This is a genomic window from Vibrio sp. TMPB1044, assembly GCF_030442075.1.
GTDB lineage: Bacteria > Pseudomonadota > Gammaproteobacteria > Enterobacterales > Vibrionaceae > Vibrio > Vibrio satsumensis.
In genome coordinates this window covers 362,905-383,800 of the sequence record NZ_JAUJED010000023.1, presented here as the reverse complement: position 1 = coordinate 383,800, position 20,896 = coordinate 362,905, and the positions used below count along the sequence as shown (strand labels likewise).

Below are 20,896 nucleotides of genomic sequence, written 5' to 3'. Positions count from 1 at the left end.
CTCGTCAGAGGATTTTTTATACCGTGCAAGTTAGCCTTCTTTCAGAACGACTAGCCTTTCAAAACTAATCTCTCCCAGAGCTAGAACTAAAACCAAGGCTTACCACTTATTATCTATTTTCAAAGCGGTTGTAATCTAATAAACCAAACTCAATCGGTTGGTTTTGTTGATACCAACGATGCACTCGATCACTGAACGGCCAGAACTCACTAGAACTGCGTCGTACCGCAAACTTGTCTAGCATCGCCACGTAGTCCTCTTCTGTGTTTAAGTTTTGCAGCGTTTTAACCAGAGCAGGTATCTCGCTCTCGGTTAATGAAAGGTAAGCGGCAGGGTAGCTTCCCACAACGCCTCGTACGAGTGTTAAGTCGTCGTTGGCGTAATCACGGTTACCTTCTTCATTAAAAAGGCTAGAAATGTTGCTGTGGGCGTTATTGTGAATCATGGTGAACAGTTGCTCTTCGCCGTTTTCACCTTCAATCATGATCATCACTAACTGAGGAACATGACGTAGGCCCTCTCCCTTAATCAAATTCACTTGATTAAGCAGTGCTTCATTCTTTCTACCCAAACCGGTTTCGACAATATCAAAGCGATTATCAAGCACAGGTGCAAGCTTATCTTTTATCATATTAAGCAGTTCACGTTTAGGATCGGCCGTTTTGTAAACCACACTGGTTGGTTGTTCAAAAGGTGCAATATTACGCTGCAAGTAGTCGCTTAATTGTGTGCTTTGGTTTTTATACCAACTAGAGTGCTCAATATGCCGAACGTCTTTAGGAAGAAGGGTTAAGAAATTACTCTCACCTTCAAGGCGCAAGAAGTCCATGAACATGCGTGTAATCAGTTGGTGGCCAAAGTTACCGTAAACATCGAAGCCTGCAACGAGAAGGTAATGAATGCGTTCTAGAAGAGCGTAATCAAGAATCCACGCTGTCTTAGGTTGTGTGCCAACTAACCCTTGCACAACAGATGCGCTATCAAAATGTCTAAAGATGGTGAGGGCTGCATTTGGGTTGACGCCATCGCCATCCCAAATGATGCCAGTGTCTAGGTTCACGCCACTTTCGAACCATTGATTAGTGAAGTCTGATTTCGCATTTAGGTATCGTGCTTGTTGTTTCGCATATCTTACCCAGTTTGTGACAGGCACAGTGTTGCTCTTGAGCTCACTAGGTAGCTTTAAGTTTTTCTTTTGGCTCGCGTAGAAGGCATTTATTTCTGGTAAATCGGCTTTCTCGGGGTCAATGAAGAAAATCCAAAAGCGGTCGTTAATCACATTTAGGGCAAGTTGACCACGGCACACTGGCCCCTTGATAAAGGCCATGATGGTGTTTTGAGCGTTGTCTAACATGAAATGGAAACGCGAGTTTACTGGCAGCGCTTCAAACGAAGTCATTGGGTTAGCAGAAACATCAATGTTGTAACTAGGAAGTTGTTTTACAGCGTAGTTAGCATCGACAAACCAGGTATTCCAGTTTTGTAGTCGTTCCTTATTGAGTGCGAAAGGCATGTGCGTTTTGTCGACAATGGTGCCTTGCTCTGGAATGAGGCGGTAGTAAACACGGTCTACTTTTGGGTCGTCATAAGGGCGACGAGTTGTGATGCGTTGTACCGCTTCACCTGGAGGTGTTGCAGAACGAACAAGGGTGAAGAAACGCGTTGGTTGTGCTAGATCAGAAAAATAGACGTGAGATAAAAACAGGTGCTCGTAGATGTAACGAGCTGAAAGTTGGCTCTTATTATCACTTTTATTTAAAAAGCTTTCGTAGACATTAACGAGCTCTTGTTCAGCATCATTCAGTGGAATGTGGTCGTTCATTAATGCGCCATTTTCCAACCAACTCATTAAAGTCGCGTATTCTGTTTTATCTAAATTCGGCATCCCATAAGGCATCCCCCAAGTTGGGTAATCTCTCTCATATTGAGCATACTCTTCAATCGTTGGGCACTGTTGGTCGCGATCGGTTGAAAAGTCGAAACCTTCAAGCTGTGTTTGATCGGGCAGAGGGTGATTCTCTTTCTGAATCAACATGCGAGAAACAAGGCCAGCATCTAGGTTCGCCGTTGAGTTTTGCATGCGCTCGTTGAGAACCGGATGAAAACCCGCATCGCGCCACTCTTGTGTGGTTAAAGCATCTTCAAATAAGCGAGTAGGGGCTGATGCAGTTAAGCGGGTGCCTTGATAAACGAGTGCCTTGCTCGCGCCTCGGTCTATGCCTTCTACTGAAGACATTTTGAGTTGGCAAGGAGCGTCATAACAAGCGTGACAAACCACGCAACGGTTATCAATAATAGGCTTTACTTCGTCAATAAAGTGCTGTGCTTGAGCCGAAAGAATAGGAGCTTGGCGATCGCGTACTTGTTGTTCGCCAAACAGTTCGTCGAAGTTTAAACCCGCGTAGACGGCACAACCTGAGAAGACACTAACAAAAGCTAAAATGAAGAGTTTTTTCAAATTCATACGTATTTATATATTAAGCATTTTCTCTAATTATATCGAAAATGATTGAAAATGCTCATGTTCTAACAATCTTATAGATAAGATCTTGATGGGACAGAGTAACTTGTCGATGCATGTCACTCGCTTTTGCTCGGAAATTAAGGCTTAGACCTAGCTAGATTCAAGTGCCAAGAGCTCACAGCCATGAGCCAAAAGTAAGACTCATTGATTGACGTAACAAACAGAGAAAGGGACGGACAATCGCTCAAACTCTTTGATCCAGCGCCATTGGTTGTCTTGCAGTTTATCTCCTGGGCCTTTGACTTCAATCCAATGAAACCCTTCGTCTTTGAACGCAATCAAATCGGGCATCCCGGTTCTAAATAGCTTTAAGTCACTCAATAACACTTTGAAGAGTTCGATAATCAAGGCGCTAGAAATAGCTTCCATACTGTGTTTGATGAGTACTTTAGGGAAATGATTCCAATGAACAAAGGGATTGGCGATGCCTTGCTTTTCATCGTAAATATCGAGCAAATGGTTCAGCCCATGTTTGGATATCGTCTGAAAAACAGCTTCAACTTGCTCGGCTCGCTTGTCTACAAAGTCTGAGTGATACAAGTCCAATGGCCGATGCTGGTAACGATTGATAAAAGCACCTTCGACATCAGAGAAAATGACATCCCAGAAAGCCAAACCGAACAAACCACACAGAAAGCTGTTTTCGGAAAAGTAGACATCCCAACCTTGGCTTTCAAAATGTTGTTTTACCGCGAGCTCGACTCGCGTTTGGCTGAGATCCAATTCTAGTTTTATCTGCGCGCAACTTGGCTTTGAAGGGCGAGGGACCTTGTGGCCCTGTTTCCGTAATAACCTCTGTTCAAGCTTAACCGCGACCTCAAGCTCTGACACATCCGATGGAGTAGCTTGCATTTGCGTGACAATGTCACACATTAAGTCTAATTCATCTTGCTTCCCATAGAGGCGCGCAAGTCGCTCTCTGCTCGGAGGAAGTGCAGATTGCTTGAACCAAAAAACAGCTTGGTCATTTTGGTTGAGCCTTTCTAGGTCACGTGCGAGGTCATTGATCAATCGCGATCGTTTTCTAGCAATGCTTCTGTGTTCTGATTCTGCTGGTATCGACTGTAAAAGTTGCTCAAAAAACTCACCGTCTTTGCGGTCTCCTTCTGAATACAAGCGTTGAATATCGCGTATCTGGAGCAATTGTTTGAGTTGATCTCTGGAAGTGAAGAAGCGGCGCTGCTTGCTTAATGGATAGTTCTCGAAGGTGTTGAGTCCAAGGTCACTTAACACAAACTGGCTTAGGTCTTGGTAAGTATTGGCGAAGAAGAGAATCAGCAATACATCAATTACTTCGGATTCGACCACGTAAATACAGTCGAAGGGTAGAGTTTGGAACTGATCAAAAGCTTGTGGTTCAAGGAACGCTAACAGTTGGTCTTTTTTAGCAGTTTTGTTGTTCTTAAGAGACGGGAATACATATAGCAGTTCAGGCTTGGTGAGCAGGTGCAATCCAAGTTCGATCTGAGTGATTTCCAAGTCATGTTTGTTAGTAGGGTGACTTAACGTAATGAAGCCAGAGGTGTTTAACTCTCGTAGTGCACTATTTAAATCAGGAATCTCAACATAGCTGAGTTTATCACTTCGAAACCAGCAGCCCTTGCGAGAAAGTAAACGAACCATTAAGCATTGGCTTGCAACAGAAAGACGCTTGTATGCGGACAACCAACGACATTCTTCGTCACTCAAAAGCTCGGGATAGAGCGTTTGAGCGTGTTCAACCAACCGATTGAAGTTGTCGAGATAATAAGTAGGGGAGAGCTGAAGAGTGGTTTCGGTCGTCAATGGAGAAGTCGCTGATACAAAAAGAGCCTAACCCTAAGGTTAAGCTCTTCAGTAACAAATTCAATCTTTTCTGATGATTAAGCTTGTGATGCTTTTAGTTCAGCAACTTTAGCTTCAGAGATTGGCTTAGTGATGATTGCTAGAACAATACACACCGCCATCATAACTGCAGAGATTGTGTAAGCTAGGCCGTAACCTTCGCCGTTTGCCATAGAGAAACCAACAACTGCTGCACCGATAGCGCCGCCGATACCCCATGCCGTGTAAAGCACGCCGTAGTTAGTACCGTAGTTTTTCAGGCCGTAGAATTCAGCTGTAAGTGTTGGGAATACTGCTAGAAGCGTACCGTAACCAACAGCTGCGATAGCCGTACCAATGATTAGCGTGAATTCAGAGTTGAACGTAGCGAATAGAGCCATGTTCGCGCCTTGAAGGATGAACGCTAGAAGTAGAGTGCGTACGCCACCGATTTTATCTGCAAGCATACCCGCAGCAACACGGCCGCCTGAGTTGAATACTGCAAGGATAGACGCTAGGTAAACTGCGTTTGGCAGGTTAGCTTGAACGCTAGCAATCGTAGTGATGTTACCGATGATCATTAGGCCAACAGATGCAGCGAACGCGTACATGATCCATAGAGAGTAGAACTGAGGAGTTTTCAGCATTACTTTCCAAGTTAGGTCTTCAGTCTTCTTAACCGCTTTAGGAGCTTGGCCTGCTTTTACTTTAGGTTCAGCTGGCGTGTAATCCGCTGGTGGGTTGTTGATTGTTGCTGCTAGAGGTACTGCGATTGCAAGTACACCAACACCAAGAATCATAAAGCTAGTTTGGATACCCATGCTGTCGATTAGCGCAGAAGTTACTGGTGCTAGGTAGATAGCTGCAAGACCGAAGCCTGCTGCGATAAGACCGTTAACCATACCTTTCTTAGAAGAATGGAACCATTTCATTGCTGATGGAGAAAGACATGCGTAACCGAAGCCGATACCTGCACCTGTCATAACACCGAACGTGATGTTCAGCATCATAGGTGTTGTAGCGAAACCAGAAGCAATCATGCCTAGGCCTGTAAGCGCTGTACCTAGGATAAGGATCTTACGTGGACCCATACGGTCTTGTAGGATGCCCGCAACAAGAAGACAAACAGAGAATGTGATAGTTGCAATAGCGTAAGGAGAAGATGCTTCAGCAGCACTCCAACCAGCTTCAGTTACTAGCGCTTTGTTAAATACACTCCAAGCATACAGGATGCCAAGACAAAGGTTGATACAGAAGCCTGCTAGCAGGATACGTGTTGCTTTATCAATCTTGCTCATTTTTATTCTCAGTTTTGTCATCGGTTAGTGGAGAGCCACTTAACTAAAGACGGGTTATTGTGATTGTTTCTTCAAAATTAGTTTGCGTTTATCAACAGATGGCGCAAAAGAGCGCGGATTATAACCAATAAAAATGTGATTGGAATCTCTTTTTCCATTTTTGGTAAATTAAATTCAGTTTGTTAATGGGTTGTTTTTCATTGGTTTTCAAAATGTTTTTAACACCTTTCTATTTTGTTCTTTTTCGCCCTGTCACCCAATTATTCCTGGGATTTCGAGGTGATCACTTTTTAGTAGACTCGTATTCCGTGCGGATATCACAGAGTTGCAAATAATTTTAATTAATTTCTAAGGTTAAATTTGTGTAACAAAATAAATCGAAGTAGTGCTTTTTTCATATGAGACAAGGAGTAACGGAGTTCTATTTGAAATGGGATGTTAACCAGTTGTTAATGGTGGTTTTTGTGGGTGCTTTTGCTTACATTTTGTTCGATCTGAGGGGTTGTGTTGTTGGGAAAAAGTGGGAAAATAGTACGTAAACTGAGATTCCAAAAATGAAAGGATGCGTTTCTAGTCTATTACGAGGCGAGTATTATGAAACTATTTTTAATTCTATTGATGTCGATTACTGGTGGTGTAGCAGCTGCTGATCATATTCATTCTTTCTTGTTCGGCTTCTACGTTGCGGCATTGGCTGTAGGCAGTTGTTACTGGCTTGCATTCCGCAGCACGCGTTTCCCACAGTTGGCATTAGTGCTATTGATGTGTGGCTTTTTTGCGAAGATTGCAGTGACGGTTATCGGTGTTTCTTGGGGTATCTCGAACGATATCATTCAATCGCCGTTCATTTTCTCATTGTCATACCTGTTCTTCTTAGTGGTTGTGTCTTATGTTTGGTTTGCATACCGCGATAAACTGACGATGAAAAAGCGCGCTAAACAGGTAGAAGAGTCTCGCAAACAAGCGGCAGCATAATTCGATTTGATTCTTAAAAAGCCTTCTTCGGAAGGCTTTTTTGATCCAGAGATAGTCTATATGGCTGCAGATAAAAGAAACCCCAGTATGGTGATATACTGGGGTTTCTTGTTTATTAATCCTTGATGAAGAACGTTTACTTCTTCATCATCTTAGCGAGATCGGCGAACGGGTTGTGTGTTGCTGACTGATGATCATCTAAACTCGCTTTTGCATCCACACCATAACGCTCATGATCAGTGTATTTTGAATGCTCATGATCGTGACAGTATAGGCACAGTAGCTCCCAGTTACTGCCATCTTCAGGGTTGTTTGTATGGTCGTGATCCACGTGGTGAACGGTAAGCTCTCGGAGGTTTGAGTAAACAAATTCACGCGCACATTTACCACAAACCCAAGGGTACAGTTTTAGTGCTTTTTCGCGGTAGCCTTTCTCTTGGCGAGCATACGCTGCACTCGAACCTGTGAAATCAGAAGACATTGCCAAATCCTTATCAATTGTAATATCCCGATTTTATCACAGCTTTCTTTAACCTGTAGGCATATCGTGACTAAATCATATTTCGTACTAACCGTTATGTGGCTTAGGTTTGATTGGGCACTTATCTTTTACGTGTGCTATCTCATAAAGCAGGTTATGTCTTTCTGGAATAAGCCATGCTTAACAGTTTGAAAAGAAATTGTATTTAGGGGTTTTAACCAAGGGAGCGTGACCTAATATCAGTTAAAGCTACCCTATATTAATAAGGAAATATCATGTCAGAACAATACACACCGCCAAAAGTTTGGGTCAACGATACTGATGGTGGTAACAAGTGGGCAAATATCAATAGTCCTGAATCTGGCGCTCGCTTTGATAAAGAGCTTCCTGTTGGTGACCATGCTTTTCAATTGTATTCTCTTGGTACACCTAACGGTCAAAAAGTCACTATCTTGCTGGAAGAGTTGTTAGCGGCAGGTGTTAAAGAAGCGGAATATGATGCGTATTTGATTAACATTGGTGAAGCTGAACAGTTCTCATCCGGCTTTGTTGGAGTGAATCCTAATTCTAAAATACCAGCACTTGTTGATAAGTCTGGTGCTGAAGACGTGAATGTTTTCGAATCGGCATCTATCTTGATGCACTTAGCTGAAAAGTTTGGTCACTTTTTGCCAAAAGAAGGGGCAGCGAGAACACAAACCATTAACTGGTTGTTCTGGGCTCAAGGTTCAGCACCATTCTTAGGTGGTGGTTTTGGCCACTTTTACTCTTACGCTGATGAAAAGCAAGAGTACCCAATTAACCGCTTTGCGATGGAAGCGAAGCGTCAACTAGACGTGCTAGACAAGCAACTTGCAAATAGCACTTTTGTGGCGGGCGAAGAGCTAAGCATTGCAGATATCGCGATTTGGCCTTGGTATGGCAACCTTGTATTAGGCAAAATTTACGATGCAGCTGAGTTCCTACAAGTTGAGTCTTACACCAACGTTGTGCGCTGGGCGAAGCTATTAGAAGCGCGTGAAGGTTTCCAACGAGGTCGAGTAGTGAACCGTTCATTTGGCGAAGAGTGGGAGCAAGTACCCGAGCGCCATTCCGCGGAAGACATTGATAAAGTTTTGAAACTAAAGCCGTAATATCGATATAGTTAGTTCTATATATCGTTAGATAGGAAGCGCCATGTATCGTTTTGTATATGGCGCTTTTTTGATCCTGTTACTTGGCAAATTGATTCAAATTTAAAGTTATTATTACAAATTAGTAAAAGTGATTTTATTTAAATTGGGATTATCATTAATTCTGTTATAAATATAATGCGCTCCATCAGAAAGATTTTGCCTTTTGGCATGGTGGGTAAGCGAATGTTGAAACAGAAAGAAAAAATTGTTGTGGTTGGTGGAGGTGCTGCTGGCCTTGAATTGGTTACGCGTTTAGGTCGTGACAAACGTTATGATGTGACACTCGTTGAGCCGTCGTCACATCACTACTGGAAACCGCGCTTGCACGAAATCGCAGCAGGAACATTCGACGAAGAGCTCGACGCTGTTAGCTACTTCCAGCATGCATCTTGTAATGGCTACACTTACGTTCAAGCTTCAATGAGTGGCTTAGAGCGTGCTAACAAAGTCATCCAGTTGAACCACTTTAGCGGTACGACTCAAGAGCTCGAATACGACTATCTCGTAATCGCTGTAGGTGCCATCAGCAATGACTTTAAAACAGAAGGCGTCAGTGAACACTGTTTATTCCTCGATTCAGCAGGGCAAGCACAGAAAGCTTGGCAGGAAATCAACCCTCTACTGAGATCAAGCAGTCAGCGTAAAATTTCAATTGTTGGCGCAGGTGCAACTGGTGTTGAGCTGGCGGCTGAGCTGGTAAAAGTGAGCGCCAAGCTACAGCGTTATCGCCAGGAAGGTAGCCTTGAAATTACTTTGATTGAAGCGGCAGATCGCGTGTTACCTGCTGGGCCAGAATGTATGTCGAAACGAGTTCATGAAGCTCTGGTAAAACAAGGCATTAACGTTAGAACTGGGACTCGAATTCAAAGAGCAGAAGAGGCGAAATTAGTCACTTCAGAAGAAGAGGTTATTTCAGCAGATCTGCAAGTATGGGCTGCTGGTATTAAATGTGCGGATTGGCTAAGTGAATTAGACGGTTTAGAAACGAATCGAATCAATCAATTAGTCGTTGAGCAGACACTAAGAACGACCAACGATAGCGATATTTTTGTGATTGGCGATAGTGCAGAGTGTCCGCAACCGGATGGTTCTTTTGTTCCACCAAGAGCTCAAGCTGCGAATCAAGCCGCAGGTCACTTGGCTCAGCAGTTCAAGCGTTTAGCGAAAGGCAAGGCATTACAACCATTTGTTTTCCACGATGGAGGCATGTTGGTAGCGGTTGGGCATGACTATGCAGTCGGTGCTCTCATGAATGACAAAGTGCTTTTGCGTGGCAGATTAGTGCGAAACCTTTACGACACAATTTTCCGTTTACATCAGCGAGTCTTGTTTAGTTGGGGTAGGGTGACAGCATTGGTTGTTCTGAAAAGGTTGAAATGCGCGTTGAATCCATACAGTAAAAAGATTTAGTCATCGCGTATTTGTTCTAGGAAGCAATACTCCTACTATTCACCCCTATAAAACGCCACGCTCAGAATTGAGTGTGGCGTTTTTTTTAGAGGTCGCTCTAGTTGCTCAATCGTGGCGAGTTTACTTTTCTATAGATATTGATTCTAAAGCACCCCCTAAAACAACAATTTAACTTCTCGTTAATGATCAAAATTTGTTTCTCAAGAATTAATTGTTATGTTATAACGTACCAATTAATTCTTGGTGAGTATTATAAAAGGAAAAATACAGTGAATAAAAAATTGGTTTCTCTAGCGATTGGTAGCATTCTTTCTGCCCCTGTTTTTGCTGATACGCTGTCAAACCCACAAATTGGCGTTGTACTTGATGGTTACTATCAGGACGGACAGCGTAATAATTCGGAACGTGATGAAGGCTTTGGTCTTGGCCATACCGAACTCAACATGTCTGCGAATATTGATGACAAGTTTTATGGCTCTTTGACTACAGTTATTGAAACTCACGATGATGAGACTGAATTACTGCTCGAAGAAGCTTTCATTGAAACACTGACGATGCCTTACGGTTTAAGCATTCGAGGTGGTCGTTTCCTATCAGATTTTGGTTACCTGAATAACCAACATATGCATACTGATAGCTTTGTTGAGCGTCCTGCGGCTTACCGCACGTTCTTAGGCTCTCATTATTACGATGATGGTGTTCGTGCGAACATCGTTCTTCCTACAGATCTGTATGTGAAGTTTGGTGTTGAAGCGCTAAGTGGTAGCAAGATGTCTTCTGTTGATGATGGCTCTGACGTTGGTGTTTACACTACAACTCTTAAGCTGGGTGACGACTTTTCAGAGTCATCAAGCTGGCAGTTTGGTCTGAGCTACTTACGAAATGAAAACGGTAAAGTTCGTGAGTTTGGAGACCATGATCACGGGCATGACCATGACCACGATCATAGCCACGGCGCAGCGGTAACGGGCTCAAACTTATACGGTGCTGATTTTGTATGGAAGTGGGCTCCAAACGGTAACTACAAATACCAAAACTTCACGCTTGCAGCTGAGTACATGCTGTTGGATGGCATCGTTGATGACAAATACAAAAATGATGCGGAATCACCAGATACGCTAGCAGGCTATTATGTATCGGGTGTTTACCGATTCAGCCCAAGCTGGTCTGCTGGCCTGCGCTATGGTGAAGCGGAAAGCTATGATGGACACGCACATGGTGACCACATGCACTTTACTGCAATGAACGACAAAGAAGCGGATGCAATGATCGCTTGGGACTCATCTCATTTTGGTACAGTTAGAGCGCAATACTCTCGTGTTGAAAACCAAAGTAAAGAGACAGATAACGTATTTACCCTTCAGTATGTGATGACCTTTGGGGCGCACGGTGCTCATGCATTCTAGGAAATCTCTACTTACAATGGCAGCAGGTGTTGCCATTGTATCCTCATCTATAATTGTATCTTCGCCTGCAATGGCGTTGAATATTTTCGTTTGTGAGCCTGAATGGCAAGCACTTGTTCACAGTCACGCTCCTGATGCCAACATCTACTCGGCGACTACGGCTAAACAAGACCCGCACTATGTACAAGCAAGACCGTCACTTATTGCCAAAATGCGTCAAGCAGATATGGCGATGTGCTCGGGGTCTGAATTAGAAGTAGGCTGGTTGCCAATGTTGCAAGTACGCAGTGGTAATCCTGCGGTTCAAGATAGCGCGCCAACCATGTTATACGCAAGCGGTATGGTTGGTATGCTTGATACCCATGAACATGTAGATCGGAGCATGGGAGACATCCACGCTCATGGAAATCCACATGTTCAGTTTGCTGCTGAGTATATGATTCCTATTTCCAGAGAAGTCACCAAACGTTTACAACTGGTTGATCCTGACAATGCACATATCTACATGCGAAATGGCATGAAGTTTCGTGCCAACTGGCGTAATAAATTGGCAGAGTGGGAAACCAAAGCTGAGCCGTTACAAGGTAAAAAAGTAGTCGGTTATCATGCCACGTATCGCTACCTCTTTGACTGGCTAGATATGGCGCAAATTGCTGATTTAGAACCAAAGCCTGGGATATCACCGACTACGTCGCATTTGCAGTCATTGACCAAGTTGGATCCTGCTTCGTTTGATGCGATTGTGTATTCATCACATCAAGATAAGCGTCCTGCTAATTGGCTCAATCAACAAACCGGTAAACCTATGGTTCAGTTACCACTTTCAGTTTCAGAAGGACAGAGCTTAGACGAGATGTACGATCAAGTGATTGATGATCTGTTGGATACATTGGTCGATTCAGAAACACCTAAGAGCTCGTGATGTGGATGGAATATAGCTGGCTGGCACCTGCCGTATTGTGTGGTTTGATTGCATTAGTCGGTAACATCGTGCTTGGAGAGCAAGTCCTCAAACGCCAGATCATCTTTATTGATCTCGCTGTCGCGCAAGTGGCTGCCCTTGGCGCTGCTTTGAGTCAATATTGGTTGAGCCGATATGCACTGTTTAGCGGCTCTTGGTTTGCAGAGATGATTGGCCCGTGGGTCATGTCATTGTTGCTATGCGGATTAATTGCGTTAATGGAAAAGCGTTACAAACAACACTTAGAACCAATGATAGGAAGTTTGTTTGTGGTATCGGCTTCATTAGCGATATTACTGGTAAGCAAAGATCCTCATGGTGCCGATTTTATTCAAGGCATTCTCAACGGGCAGCTGTTGTGGTCTACCTGGGATGACGTTTGGCCATTGGCAATAATCACGGCCGCGATGTTGGTGTTAATTAGCGTAAAGCCTGAATTTATGCAGGGTAGTGGCTTTTATCTTATCTTTGCTATTTTGATGCCGATCACCGTAAAGCTGACTGGTATATATTTGGAGTTCGCTCTATTGGTTATCCCTGCCTTGTGCGCAGCCGCGTTAAAAGGGCTTCGTTTTGTTATCGCAAGTGTCAGTATTGGTACAGTTGGTATTCTGTCGGGATTGGCCATGTCCGCTCATTATGATTTACCGAGCGGCGCAAGCATTGTCATTACGTTGTTCCTTGCAGGGGTAATATTTAATATTGTGATGCAGTTGCGCCGATACTAACGTGATACTAAATTGGCTAAGAGCTATTGAGTAGAAACGCCATATCTCAATCGAGATATGGCGTTTTTCCATTTTAAGGTAGGGAGAGGTTTTGCAATTGGAATGAGAGTCTCAATTATCATTTTGTTTATCTTATTCAATCGCTTATGAGAAATGGTCTTTGTGGTTAAGACAAAAAACAATAGTCATCGAGATGGAGTAAATCTATAAGATAACGGTCCACTTAAAATTACGATCAACTTCGCTCAATGAAAAAAAACTTAATTGCGCTGGCTATCATATCCGCGGCTCTTTCCGGGTGTAATCACGATTCACTAAGCTATAGTGACGGCCCTGATACGGTTCCTCCAACAGACATTATTCCACCAACGGATATTGTTCCACCGACAGATATTGTTCCACCAACGGATATTCTTCCGCCGACTGACATTATTCCACCAACAGATATTATCCCCCCAACAACTTACATAGGTTCACTGTTGTCGAGTGGGGCGTTTGTGTCTGGAGATGTATACTGTGACGGCGTTCATCTTGAAAACGGAACGTTCAGTGTTAAACAAGGCGTGAGTTTTAGTTGTACCTTGGGTCACCTTACTTTAGGTGATTTCACGGCTCCTTTCCCTGAAGTTACAGAAAGCACGATTTCAAATGATGCGCTTCATGCGGCATTTGAGTTGACAGAATTACATGGAGACAACGTTACTAAGGTACTCGAATCAATTGATGTTTGTGAGACTGAAAGTGCTATCTGTTTAAAAGAACTGGATGCTTTTGATATTGAAGATGTGTTCTCGCAACTTGATGATCAAGATGCTGTTGATGCGTACTTTTCATCGAAAGAAGAAGAGTCTACAGATGAAGTAGGTAAGGCTCCTAGTTCACACGTAGACACAACAGTTGTTCCTGCGGTTGACCCTAATGCGGACAATAACCTTAACGCTGGTTTTGTTTCTGCAGACGCAGAGTCTACCTATGCTTATAAGCCAAGTGTTGAAGGTAAGGTGTTAACTCGCAGTAAGCTTACAGACGCTAATGGTAAAGCGATTTCTGGGATCAGTTTCTTTTCGGTTAACGCGACGGGCGTGACGGATGAAGAGGGAATCTTTGAGTACCTGTGGGGCGACAGAATCGTTTTTGGTATTGATACGTTTGAGTTTGGCTCCATTACGGGTAATCAGATTGCTTATAAATTGTCTGATGTGACCAATAATGTGGTTGAGAAAGCGAATATCCAGTCATTACTAGAGCGCTACGCGCTTGATCATGTAAGTCATTATGAGATATCTGAAGAAGTCCAAGATACCTTTTCAAAGTACCCTAACGTTATAAATGAACTGATCAACCTAACTCTGCCAAATGGGGGATTAATAGAGGGTACAGACTTTGAACTTCCTAATGAGTTTGTTGGTCAGTTTAGCCAAGGGTTAACGGCAGTAATCGATGAGCAGCTGCGCCAAACGCCTCAGTTTATGGATTATGTTCGTCAACCTGCCGTTTTATCTATGGATTCTGGTCAGTATGTTACGGAGTCTCTGCAGCAAATCTTCCACAACGTCACCACATTCCATGTTTTCAATGACAATGGTAGTTTTTACGGTGCGACGGGGTATACCCGTGGTATGCGAGCTCTGAACATATCGAACAGAGCATTCCCTGTGATGATGCCAAGAACTGATAAAAACCGTCAGCTTTATTTTGGTGAGAAGCAGGCTTGGACTCGTGAAGGCAAACCTTACATCGCACAACACCTAAGTATCTCGATGCCTCCGATTCCTTTAGTCTCTGAAGACAACGCGACTTATGGTTTTCCATTCGTTACAGCAGGCGAGATAGGCAAAGGTAAAGTCGTGTTCATGGGTAATGGCTTATATCCAAGTATTCTGTCATGCCCTGAAAATTATTGGGCCAATCGAACATTGCATATCGATAGCAACAAACAACAGTGCACTGTTTCGACGTTCGAAAACCTACTGCATGATGACCAAGGCAGCATGAGCTTGTTTTTCTCGAACTTGTTTGAGTGGTTCAATAATGGTCTGCCTATTGCTGGGATGAATGCAGTCACCAATATTGACCAAGCTTATTCGGCTTATCACCACTCCACAATGGGTAAGCAGTACACATTTTTTGTTAGTCCTCAGTATGGTTTTGCATCAGTAGAAAAGCGTGGTTCAGGTGACTTTGATGGTTTGGATATGAGCACTACGCCGATTTTGATCCTTCAGGCATATCCCCCTAAGTTGGTTCAAGATGGTATGACTAACCAGTTTGTTGCTGACTTGGATAACCCGAACTTAAGCCAAGACGATATTACCGCTCTTATCAACTATGTTAATAATGGTGGCAATATCTTGTTTATGGATGCGATTCAAACGACAAACCCTGAACCTATTGGACGCTTGGCGGATGCCGCTGGTGTTTCACTAGGTGGTGAAAACGTTACGCCGACAAACCAAGCTTTCTGCGGTAGCTCTTATTATTGCCAAGCGCCGTATCCAAACCTTCACGTGAAGAGCGAAAAGGAAATGGTGGTTCTTGAGCGTTTTCAAGATAACCAAGGAGAGCCTCCATTCACGGTAAATCAAGATGGTACGGTTGAGTGGATCAAAGATGAATCCAAAATCAAGTTTGAAATCCCGACTTATGAGGTTACTAAGTTAGACGCTGAAGGGAAACCAGTGCTTGATGAGTCTGGCGTATCAGTCATGGAGACAAAATCCGCACGTATCTTTGTTGAATCGGCAGAAGAGCGTGAAGCGGCGATCAAAGAACTGCAGTCGGCATTCGTTAGCACTGAGCTTTGTAAGAACGAGTATGAATACGAATTTAACTGTATAGAGACTCGTTCTGGAGACGGCATCACTGTTCGTGGTGCTTATCATAGAGCCGATTTCGACCGCTATGAAGTGAGTAAAACCGTTGTCGACAGTATGGTGAAAGCAGCAAACTTGGGCTCTAACTTTACAGCGCTTTACGAGCACGAGATTTACTATCGCACGAAGGGCACTAAAGGTAAGCGTCTGTCTAACAGCGAATTGAATCAAGCGTTTGATAACCTGTCTGTTTGGATGTGGAATGACAACGCATACCGTTTTGAAACAGACATACAAGATGAGTTGGGGTTCAAGCAGGCTGTTCAGTTCCTAAACTGTTATACCGAAGACTTACATCAAACAGACACAATTGATGCACAGTGTCCTGTTGACCTAAAAGCGTCGTTAGTCGCTAATGGAATGATTCATGGCGAAGGTGAGTTATCGGGACAGTTGAATCCGAGCTATCCATTAAATTACATGGAGAAACCTCTGACTCGCATTATGTTGGGGCGCTCTTTTTGGGATCATGAAATCGTTGTTGATACCACAATGTATCCCGGTCGAACTTCAGGAGCATCTTCGTCAAGTTCGGTTCTTATCCAAACAGATGGCAAGGGCGTCACGTATTCGGCTGGGAACAATCAATCGACAGGTTTATGGGCTCCTCAGCTTCAAGATGTAACTATTAGTGATGGTGTAGCTGCAACGATCACTGTGATGATGGCGGATGACCTTACAGGTAAGCCGAATCATGAAACCAGTTTGAAGCGCCCTCCGCGTATGCAAACTAACTATGCGTACGACGGTTCAAACTTAACCTTCAAGGTTCCATATGGCGGCCTTATTTACATTCAACCGAAAGTAAAAGAGTTTGGTGAAGTCTCGTTTAGCATTGATGGCGCGTTAAAAGCGGCTTGGTGGAAAGAGGGTGAGTGGATTAACCCAGTTCAATCGGCAGAGGGGCCTATTGCGGAAGTCGATACGGGTTCATTTATTTATACGACACCAATCAGGAATCTAGAATCCGCTGATTTGAACCAATTCGCAACAGATATGAATCGATTCGCTGAAGCTGCAAGTAACTTCTACGGACGTGATGAGATACAAAACGATGGTTTACACCGTAGGTTCACTTATCCAGAACTGAAGGCGTTCCGCCATCGTTTTGTGAATGACGTGCAGATTTCGATTGGTGCGGCTCATTCTGGCTACCCAGTGATGAACTCAAGCTTTAATGCAAATCGAACACACATTCCAACCAACCCTGTGAACGACTGGCTGTTGTGGCATGAAGTTGGTCATAACTTAGCATCAGCTCCTTTCTTAGCGACTGGTAGTACGGAAGTCACCAATAACCTTCTTGCGTTGTATATGCAGGAATTAGAGGGTCGCAATTCAAACCCTGAAATGGATCGCATTAAATCGGATATTAAGAAAGCACCTAAATGGTTGGAGCTTAATAATGAACATGCGTGGTCACATGGTGATGCAGGTTTACGATTAGTTATGTTTGGTCAGCTAAAAATCTGGGCGAAATCGAACTTTGCAATTGATGATTGGTATACACGCGGCGCAAGCCAATCTGATGTGTATGGTGAAGATGAAGGCTGGAATATGTTCAAGCTTATGCATCGTAAAGCGCGAGGCGATAGAGAAGGTGACTCTAATACGAACTATTGTAGCGCTAGCGAGACTGGGCTTTCTGGTGGAGACCTAATGATGGTGTGCGCTTCTTATGTTTCGAGCTATGACTTAAGTGATTTCTTTGTTGCTTGGAACGTGGGCGAAACCTCAATGACTAATGCTGATGGCTCTAAGTCTTATAGTGGCGGAATTAGCTCTAAAGGTCTTAGTGCGGTTGAACAGTTAAAACTAGAGAAACCAAAGAACAGCCCTTTGAATGTTGATTCAATTTACTAACGCTAATTCTTGCTAAGGCATTTTATAGCCTAAATACAAACGCCACACTTAAATTACGTGTGGCGTTTTTGTCGCAATGTCCTAGAAATTATCAGCTAGATCAGTCTTCTATATGATGTTTAATACTTCGGCTGCCATTGGTTGGCTGTCCTTGTTAGAGAAAGCAGGTTAAACTGTTCGCATCATAATTCTAAAGGATGGTCCCATGTACCACGGTCATATCTATTTCCCTTTGCGATTTGCAGAGCAGGCAGAAACACTGCGTCAGAAAATCCTCTCAGAACGTAAAGATGTGTTAGAGACTTTCCCATTAATCCAGCGTTTGGTTGGCCCACATAAGATGCCGATGTTTGAAATTCACTTTGCTAACAAAGAGTCGGGTATTGTTGAGTGGCTTGAGCAAGAACGCGGCGATATGTCGGTGCTTATTCACCCGGTAACTGGCGGTGAAGAAACTTTGGATCACACAGTACGTGCGATTTGGCTTGGTCGTGAACTGGGTGTCTTTGAAGAAACGCTGAGTAGTTAATCAAATATACCAATATTGTACTTAACTCATTCCGACCGGAAAATGCACGAATAATAAAAAGGCTCCTCAAATGAGGAGCCTTTGTTTACTAATAAGCAGCTTTATAGAAGGAGCTTAACAGAGTAGGGGGATTAAGCCTCTGCCGTTACTTTAGAGCCGCTCATCTTTTTAAGTGCTGCGTAACCAAAGCCTGTTACTGCTGTACCTGCTGCAATCGCCACTAGGTACATAAGCACTGGAGAGATAGCGCCAGGAATCAGTAGTACGAACAGGCCGCCGTGTGGAGCCATTAGCTGTGCACCAAACATCATTGATAGAGCACCCGTTAGTGCACCACCTGCCATACATGCTGGGATAACACGCATTGGGTCTTTCGCTGCGAATGGAATCGCACCTTCAGAGATGAAACATAGGCCAAGAACGAATGATGCTTTACCCGCTTCACGCTCGCCTGCTTCAAACTTGTCTTTCACTAGGAAAGTCGCAAGGCCCATACCTAGAGCTGGAACCATACCTGCTGCCATGATTGCTGCCATTGGTGCGTAAGTTTGCGAAGCCAGTAGACCAACACCAAACGTGTAAGCCGCTTTGTTTACCGGGCCACCAAGGTCGAAACACATCATTGCGCCTAGAATTACACCCAGAAGAATCGCGTTAGACGTACCCATGTTGTTTAGGAAGTCTGTCATTGCGCTCATCACGCCAGAAACAGGGCCACCCACGATGTAAACCATCACAAGGCCAGTGAACAAACTCGCGATAAACGGAATGATCAGGATTGGTTTAAGCGCTTCCATAGATTGTGGAAGCTGAACTTTGTCGGCAATGAGTTTTGCAGAGTAACCCGCAATGAAACCAGCCGCGATACCACCTAGGAAGCCAGCGCCCGTTGAGCTAGCCAGCATACCGCCAATTAGACCTGGAGCAAGACCCGGACGGTCAGCAATCGAGAATGCAATGAAACCAGCAAGAACAGGAATCATCAGTGCGAATGCAGAACCACCACCGATAGTCATCAGTGCTGCTGCCAGTGTGCCTTCTTCTTTAAACGCTTCGATACCGAATACGAAAGAAAGAGCGATGATCAAACCACCCGCAACAACCACTGGAAGCATGTGAGATACACCTGTCATTAGGTGCTTGTACACGCCTTTCTTCTCGTCAGCAGGTGCTGAATTTGAAGAAGCAGTGTGTTGGTATGGTTTAGCTTCTGCGAATGCTTTTTCCATCTCTTGCTTTGTTTTCTTAAGCGCAGGACCCGTTGTCGTTTTGTACAGCGCTTTGCCGTTAAAACGATCAAGAGGTACGTCGATGTCAGCTGCGATGATAACAAGGTCAGCGTCTGCGATTTCTTGGTCTGTCAGTTGGTTTTTCGCACCTACAGAGCCGCGAGTTTCCACTTTAATTTGGTGACCTAGGCGTTTGCCTTCTGCTTCAAGCGCTTCAGCTGCCATAAAGGTATGTGCAACACCAGTTGGGCAAGCCGTAATCGCTACGATCTTTTTGCTGCCTGTAGCAGGTGACGTACCCGTCACTTCAACAGTGCTTTCAACTTGAGAAGCTTCTAATACCGTTGCCTCTGCTGCCGCTTTCTCTAGAAATGCTTTTGCATCTGCAGTGCACTCAGAGATAGCTGCTTGGTAAACTTTTTTGCCCACGAAACGTGTTTTATCCACGTTTGTGTTAGCTGCAATAACCACAACATCGCTGCTGTCGATAGCGTCTTGTGATACTGGAGATTCAGGTAACACGCTTGATTGACATTCAATAGCGGCGTTCCAACCCAGTGCTTTTGTTGCTTGCTCTAACAAGCCTGCTGCGATGATGCTGTTTGCTACGCCACTAGGGCAAGCTGTGATAATGGTAATATTCATAATAAACCTTTTGTCCTATTTGCTTGTGTCTAACTGGCTAGTTGGAGCACTAAGCGACTGTAATTGGATATTTTGTAGTACTGAATCCAGCTCTTGTTGGCTGGTGATGCCCACGCCTACCTGTGAAACTGCTAGAGCAGATAGGGCAGTGGCGAATTTAATAAGTTCTGGTTTTGGCATCTGTTGCATGTGACCCCAACATAGGCCAGCAACTAAGGTGTCACCTGCGCCTACCGTGCTCACCACTTGCATACGCGGCGGTTGAGCATGTAACCATTCACCTTGGTTTAGCCACATCACGCCTTCTGCGCCAAGTGATACCACGATGTTATCGATGCCTTTTTCACTTAGGGCTTGGCCTGCGTGTTGGCATTGGTCACGTGTTGTCAGTTCTGCGTTGAATAGTTGAGATAGCTCTTCATCGTTTGGCTTAATTAACCAAGGTTGTGCATTGATACCGGCTTTAAGTGCGTCACGGCTACTGTCGAACAGCACCTTTTTACCTAGGTCACGCAAGCGTTGTACCCAAGAAGCGCAAAGCTCTGGCGATACGCCTTGTGGCAAGCTGCCTGCAATCACGAAGTAATCGTGCGTTTCAGCCAGTTCTAACAAGGTTTCTTCAAACGCTTTAATCGCGTCAGCATCAACAGGAACACCTGGGAAGTTGATGTCGCTTACTTGGCCTGAATTCTCTACCAATTTCACGTTGATACGAGTCGCGCCATCAACTCGGATGAAGCGGTCAGTTGCGCCCATCTGTTCGAACAGTTGGCAGAAGGCTTCTTCGTTATTGCGACCAAGGAAACCTGTTACGGTCACTTTAGCGCCAAGCTCTGACAGTACTTTTGCTACGTTTACGCCTTTGCCTGCCGCATGTAGAGAGCCTTTGTTTACTAGGCTCACTGAACCCACGTTAAGTGCGTCGATAGCGCCAGTCAGGTCTAGGGCAGGGTTTAGCGTAACGGTAACGGCTTTGATTTGTTTATCAGACATATC

The 20,896-nt window shown here is 44.2% G+C and carries 14 protein-coding genes; 8 read left to right on the top strand and 6 right to left on the bottom strand.

Features of this window, described 5'->3' with window-relative positions; genetic code table 11:
• Positions 1–109: 109 nt before the first annotated feature.
• The 3 genes from QQ041_RS17580 to QQ041_RS17570 form a co-directional block, all read right to left on the bottom strand.
• Positions 110–2,464 carry a fatty acid cis/trans isomerase gene (locus QQ041_RS17580; protein ID WP_285954630.1) on the bottom strand — a complete coding sequence of 785 codons (2,355 nt, stop codon included), beginning with the start codon at positions 2,462–2,464 and terminating at the stop codon, positions 110–112.
• Positions 2,465–2,665: 201 nt separating this feature from the next.
• Complete coding sequence (locus QQ041_RS17575) at positions 2,666–4,309, bottom strand: VRR-NUC domain-containing protein (RefSeq protein WP_285954629.1); 1,644 nt, start codon at positions 4,307–4,309, stop codon at positions 2,666–2,668.
• Between the two features lie 77 nt (positions 4,310–4,386).
• Positions 4,387–5,625, bottom strand: a complete 1,239-nt coding sequence (locus QQ041_RS17570; RefSeq protein WP_061017387.1) for an OFA family MFS transporter — start codon at positions 5,623–5,625, stop codon at positions 4,387–4,389.
• Between the two features lie 594 nt (positions 5,626–6,219).
• Here QQ041_RS17570 and QQ041_RS17565 point away from each other — a divergent pair.
• The gene (locus QQ041_RS17565; protein WP_146490125.1) at positions 6,220–6,600 is read left to right on the top strand and encodes an NADH:ubiquinone oxidoreductase; all 381 of its coding nucleotides are present in this window, start codon (positions 6,220–6,222) and stop codon (positions 6,598–6,600) included.
• 136 nt (positions 6,601–6,736) lie between these two features.
• On the opposite strand, the gene QQ041_RS17560 is transcribed toward QQ041_RS17565, so the two are convergent.
• A complete protein-coding gene (locus QQ041_RS17560; RefSeq protein WP_017060876.1) occupies positions 6,737–7,081 on the bottom strand; it encodes a YajD family HNH nuclease in 345 nt (114 codons plus the stop codon).
• 275 nt (positions 7,082–7,356) lie between these two features.
• Here QQ041_RS17560 and yghU point away from each other — a divergent pair, with 275 nt between their 5' ends.
• The 7 genes from yghU to QQ041_RS17525 all read left to right on the top strand — a co-directional run bounded on the left by yghU (position 7,357) and on the right by QQ041_RS17525 (position 18,026).
• Positions 7,357–8,214: a glutathione-dependent disulfide-bond oxidoreductase gene (yghU, locus tag QQ041_RS17555; RefSeq protein WP_285954628.1), complete on the top strand. Its 858-nt coding sequence runs from the start codon at positions 7,357–7,359 to the stop codon at positions 8,212–8,214.
• 225 nt (positions 8,215–8,439) lie between these two features.
• Complete coding sequence (locus tag QQ041_RS17550) at positions 8,440–9,666, top strand: NAD(P)/FAD-dependent oxidoreductase (RefSeq protein ID WP_285954627.1); 1,227 nt, start codon at positions 8,440–8,442, stop codon at positions 9,664–9,666.
• Between the two features lie 269 nt (positions 9,667–9,935).
• Positions 9,936–11,072, top strand: a complete 1,137-nt coding sequence (locus QQ041_RS17545; RefSeq protein ID WP_146490128.1) for a hypothetical protein — start codon at positions 9,936–9,938, stop codon at positions 11,070–11,072.
• 16 nt (positions 11,073–11,088) lie between these two features.
• Positions 11,089–11,994, top strand: coding sequence for a zinc ABC transporter substrate-binding protein (locus QQ041_RS17540; protein WP_285954674.1), 906 nt, complete (start codon positions 11,089–11,091; stop codon positions 11,992–11,994).
• On the top strand, positions 11,994–12,761 hold the full coding sequence (locus tag QQ041_RS17535; RefSeq protein WP_285954626.1) for a metal ABC transporter permease: 768 nt from the start codon (positions 11,994–11,996) through the stop codon (positions 12,759–12,761). The genes QQ041_RS17540 and QQ041_RS17535 overlap by 1 nt, the downstream gene beginning before the upstream one ends.
• Positions 12,762–13,009: 248 nt before the next feature.
• Positions 13,010–17,497, top strand: a complete 4,488-nt coding sequence (locus QQ041_RS17530; RefSeq protein ID WP_285954625.1) for an SslE/AcfD family lipoprotein zinc metalloprotease — start codon at positions 13,010–13,012, stop codon at positions 17,495–17,497.
• Between the two features lie 205 nt (positions 17,498–17,702).
• Positions 17,703–18,026: a DOPA 4,5-dioxygenase family protein gene (locus QQ041_RS17525; RefSeq protein ID WP_052880068.1), complete on the top strand. Its 324-nt coding sequence runs from the start codon at positions 17,703–17,705 to the stop codon at positions 18,024–18,026.
• Between the two features lie 131 nt (positions 18,027–18,157).
• Here the strand turns inward: QQ041_RS17525 and fruA are convergent, their stop codons facing one another.
• Together fruA and pfkB are read right to left on the bottom strand one after the other, a co-directional pair.
• The gene (gene fruA, locus QQ041_RS17520; protein ID WP_285954624.1) at positions 18,158–19,900 is read right to left on the bottom strand and encodes a PTS fructose transporter subunit IIBC; all 1,743 of its coding nucleotides are present in this window, start codon (positions 19,898–19,900) and stop codon (positions 18,158–18,160) included.
• Positions 19,901–19,915: 15 nt separating this feature from the next.
• A complete protein-coding gene (pfkB, locus tag QQ041_RS17515) occupies positions 19,916–20,893 on the bottom strand; it encodes a 1-phosphofructokinase (protein WP_280604129.1) in 978 nt (325 codons plus the stop codon).
• Between the last annotated feature and the right edge of the window lie 3 nt (positions 20,894–20,896).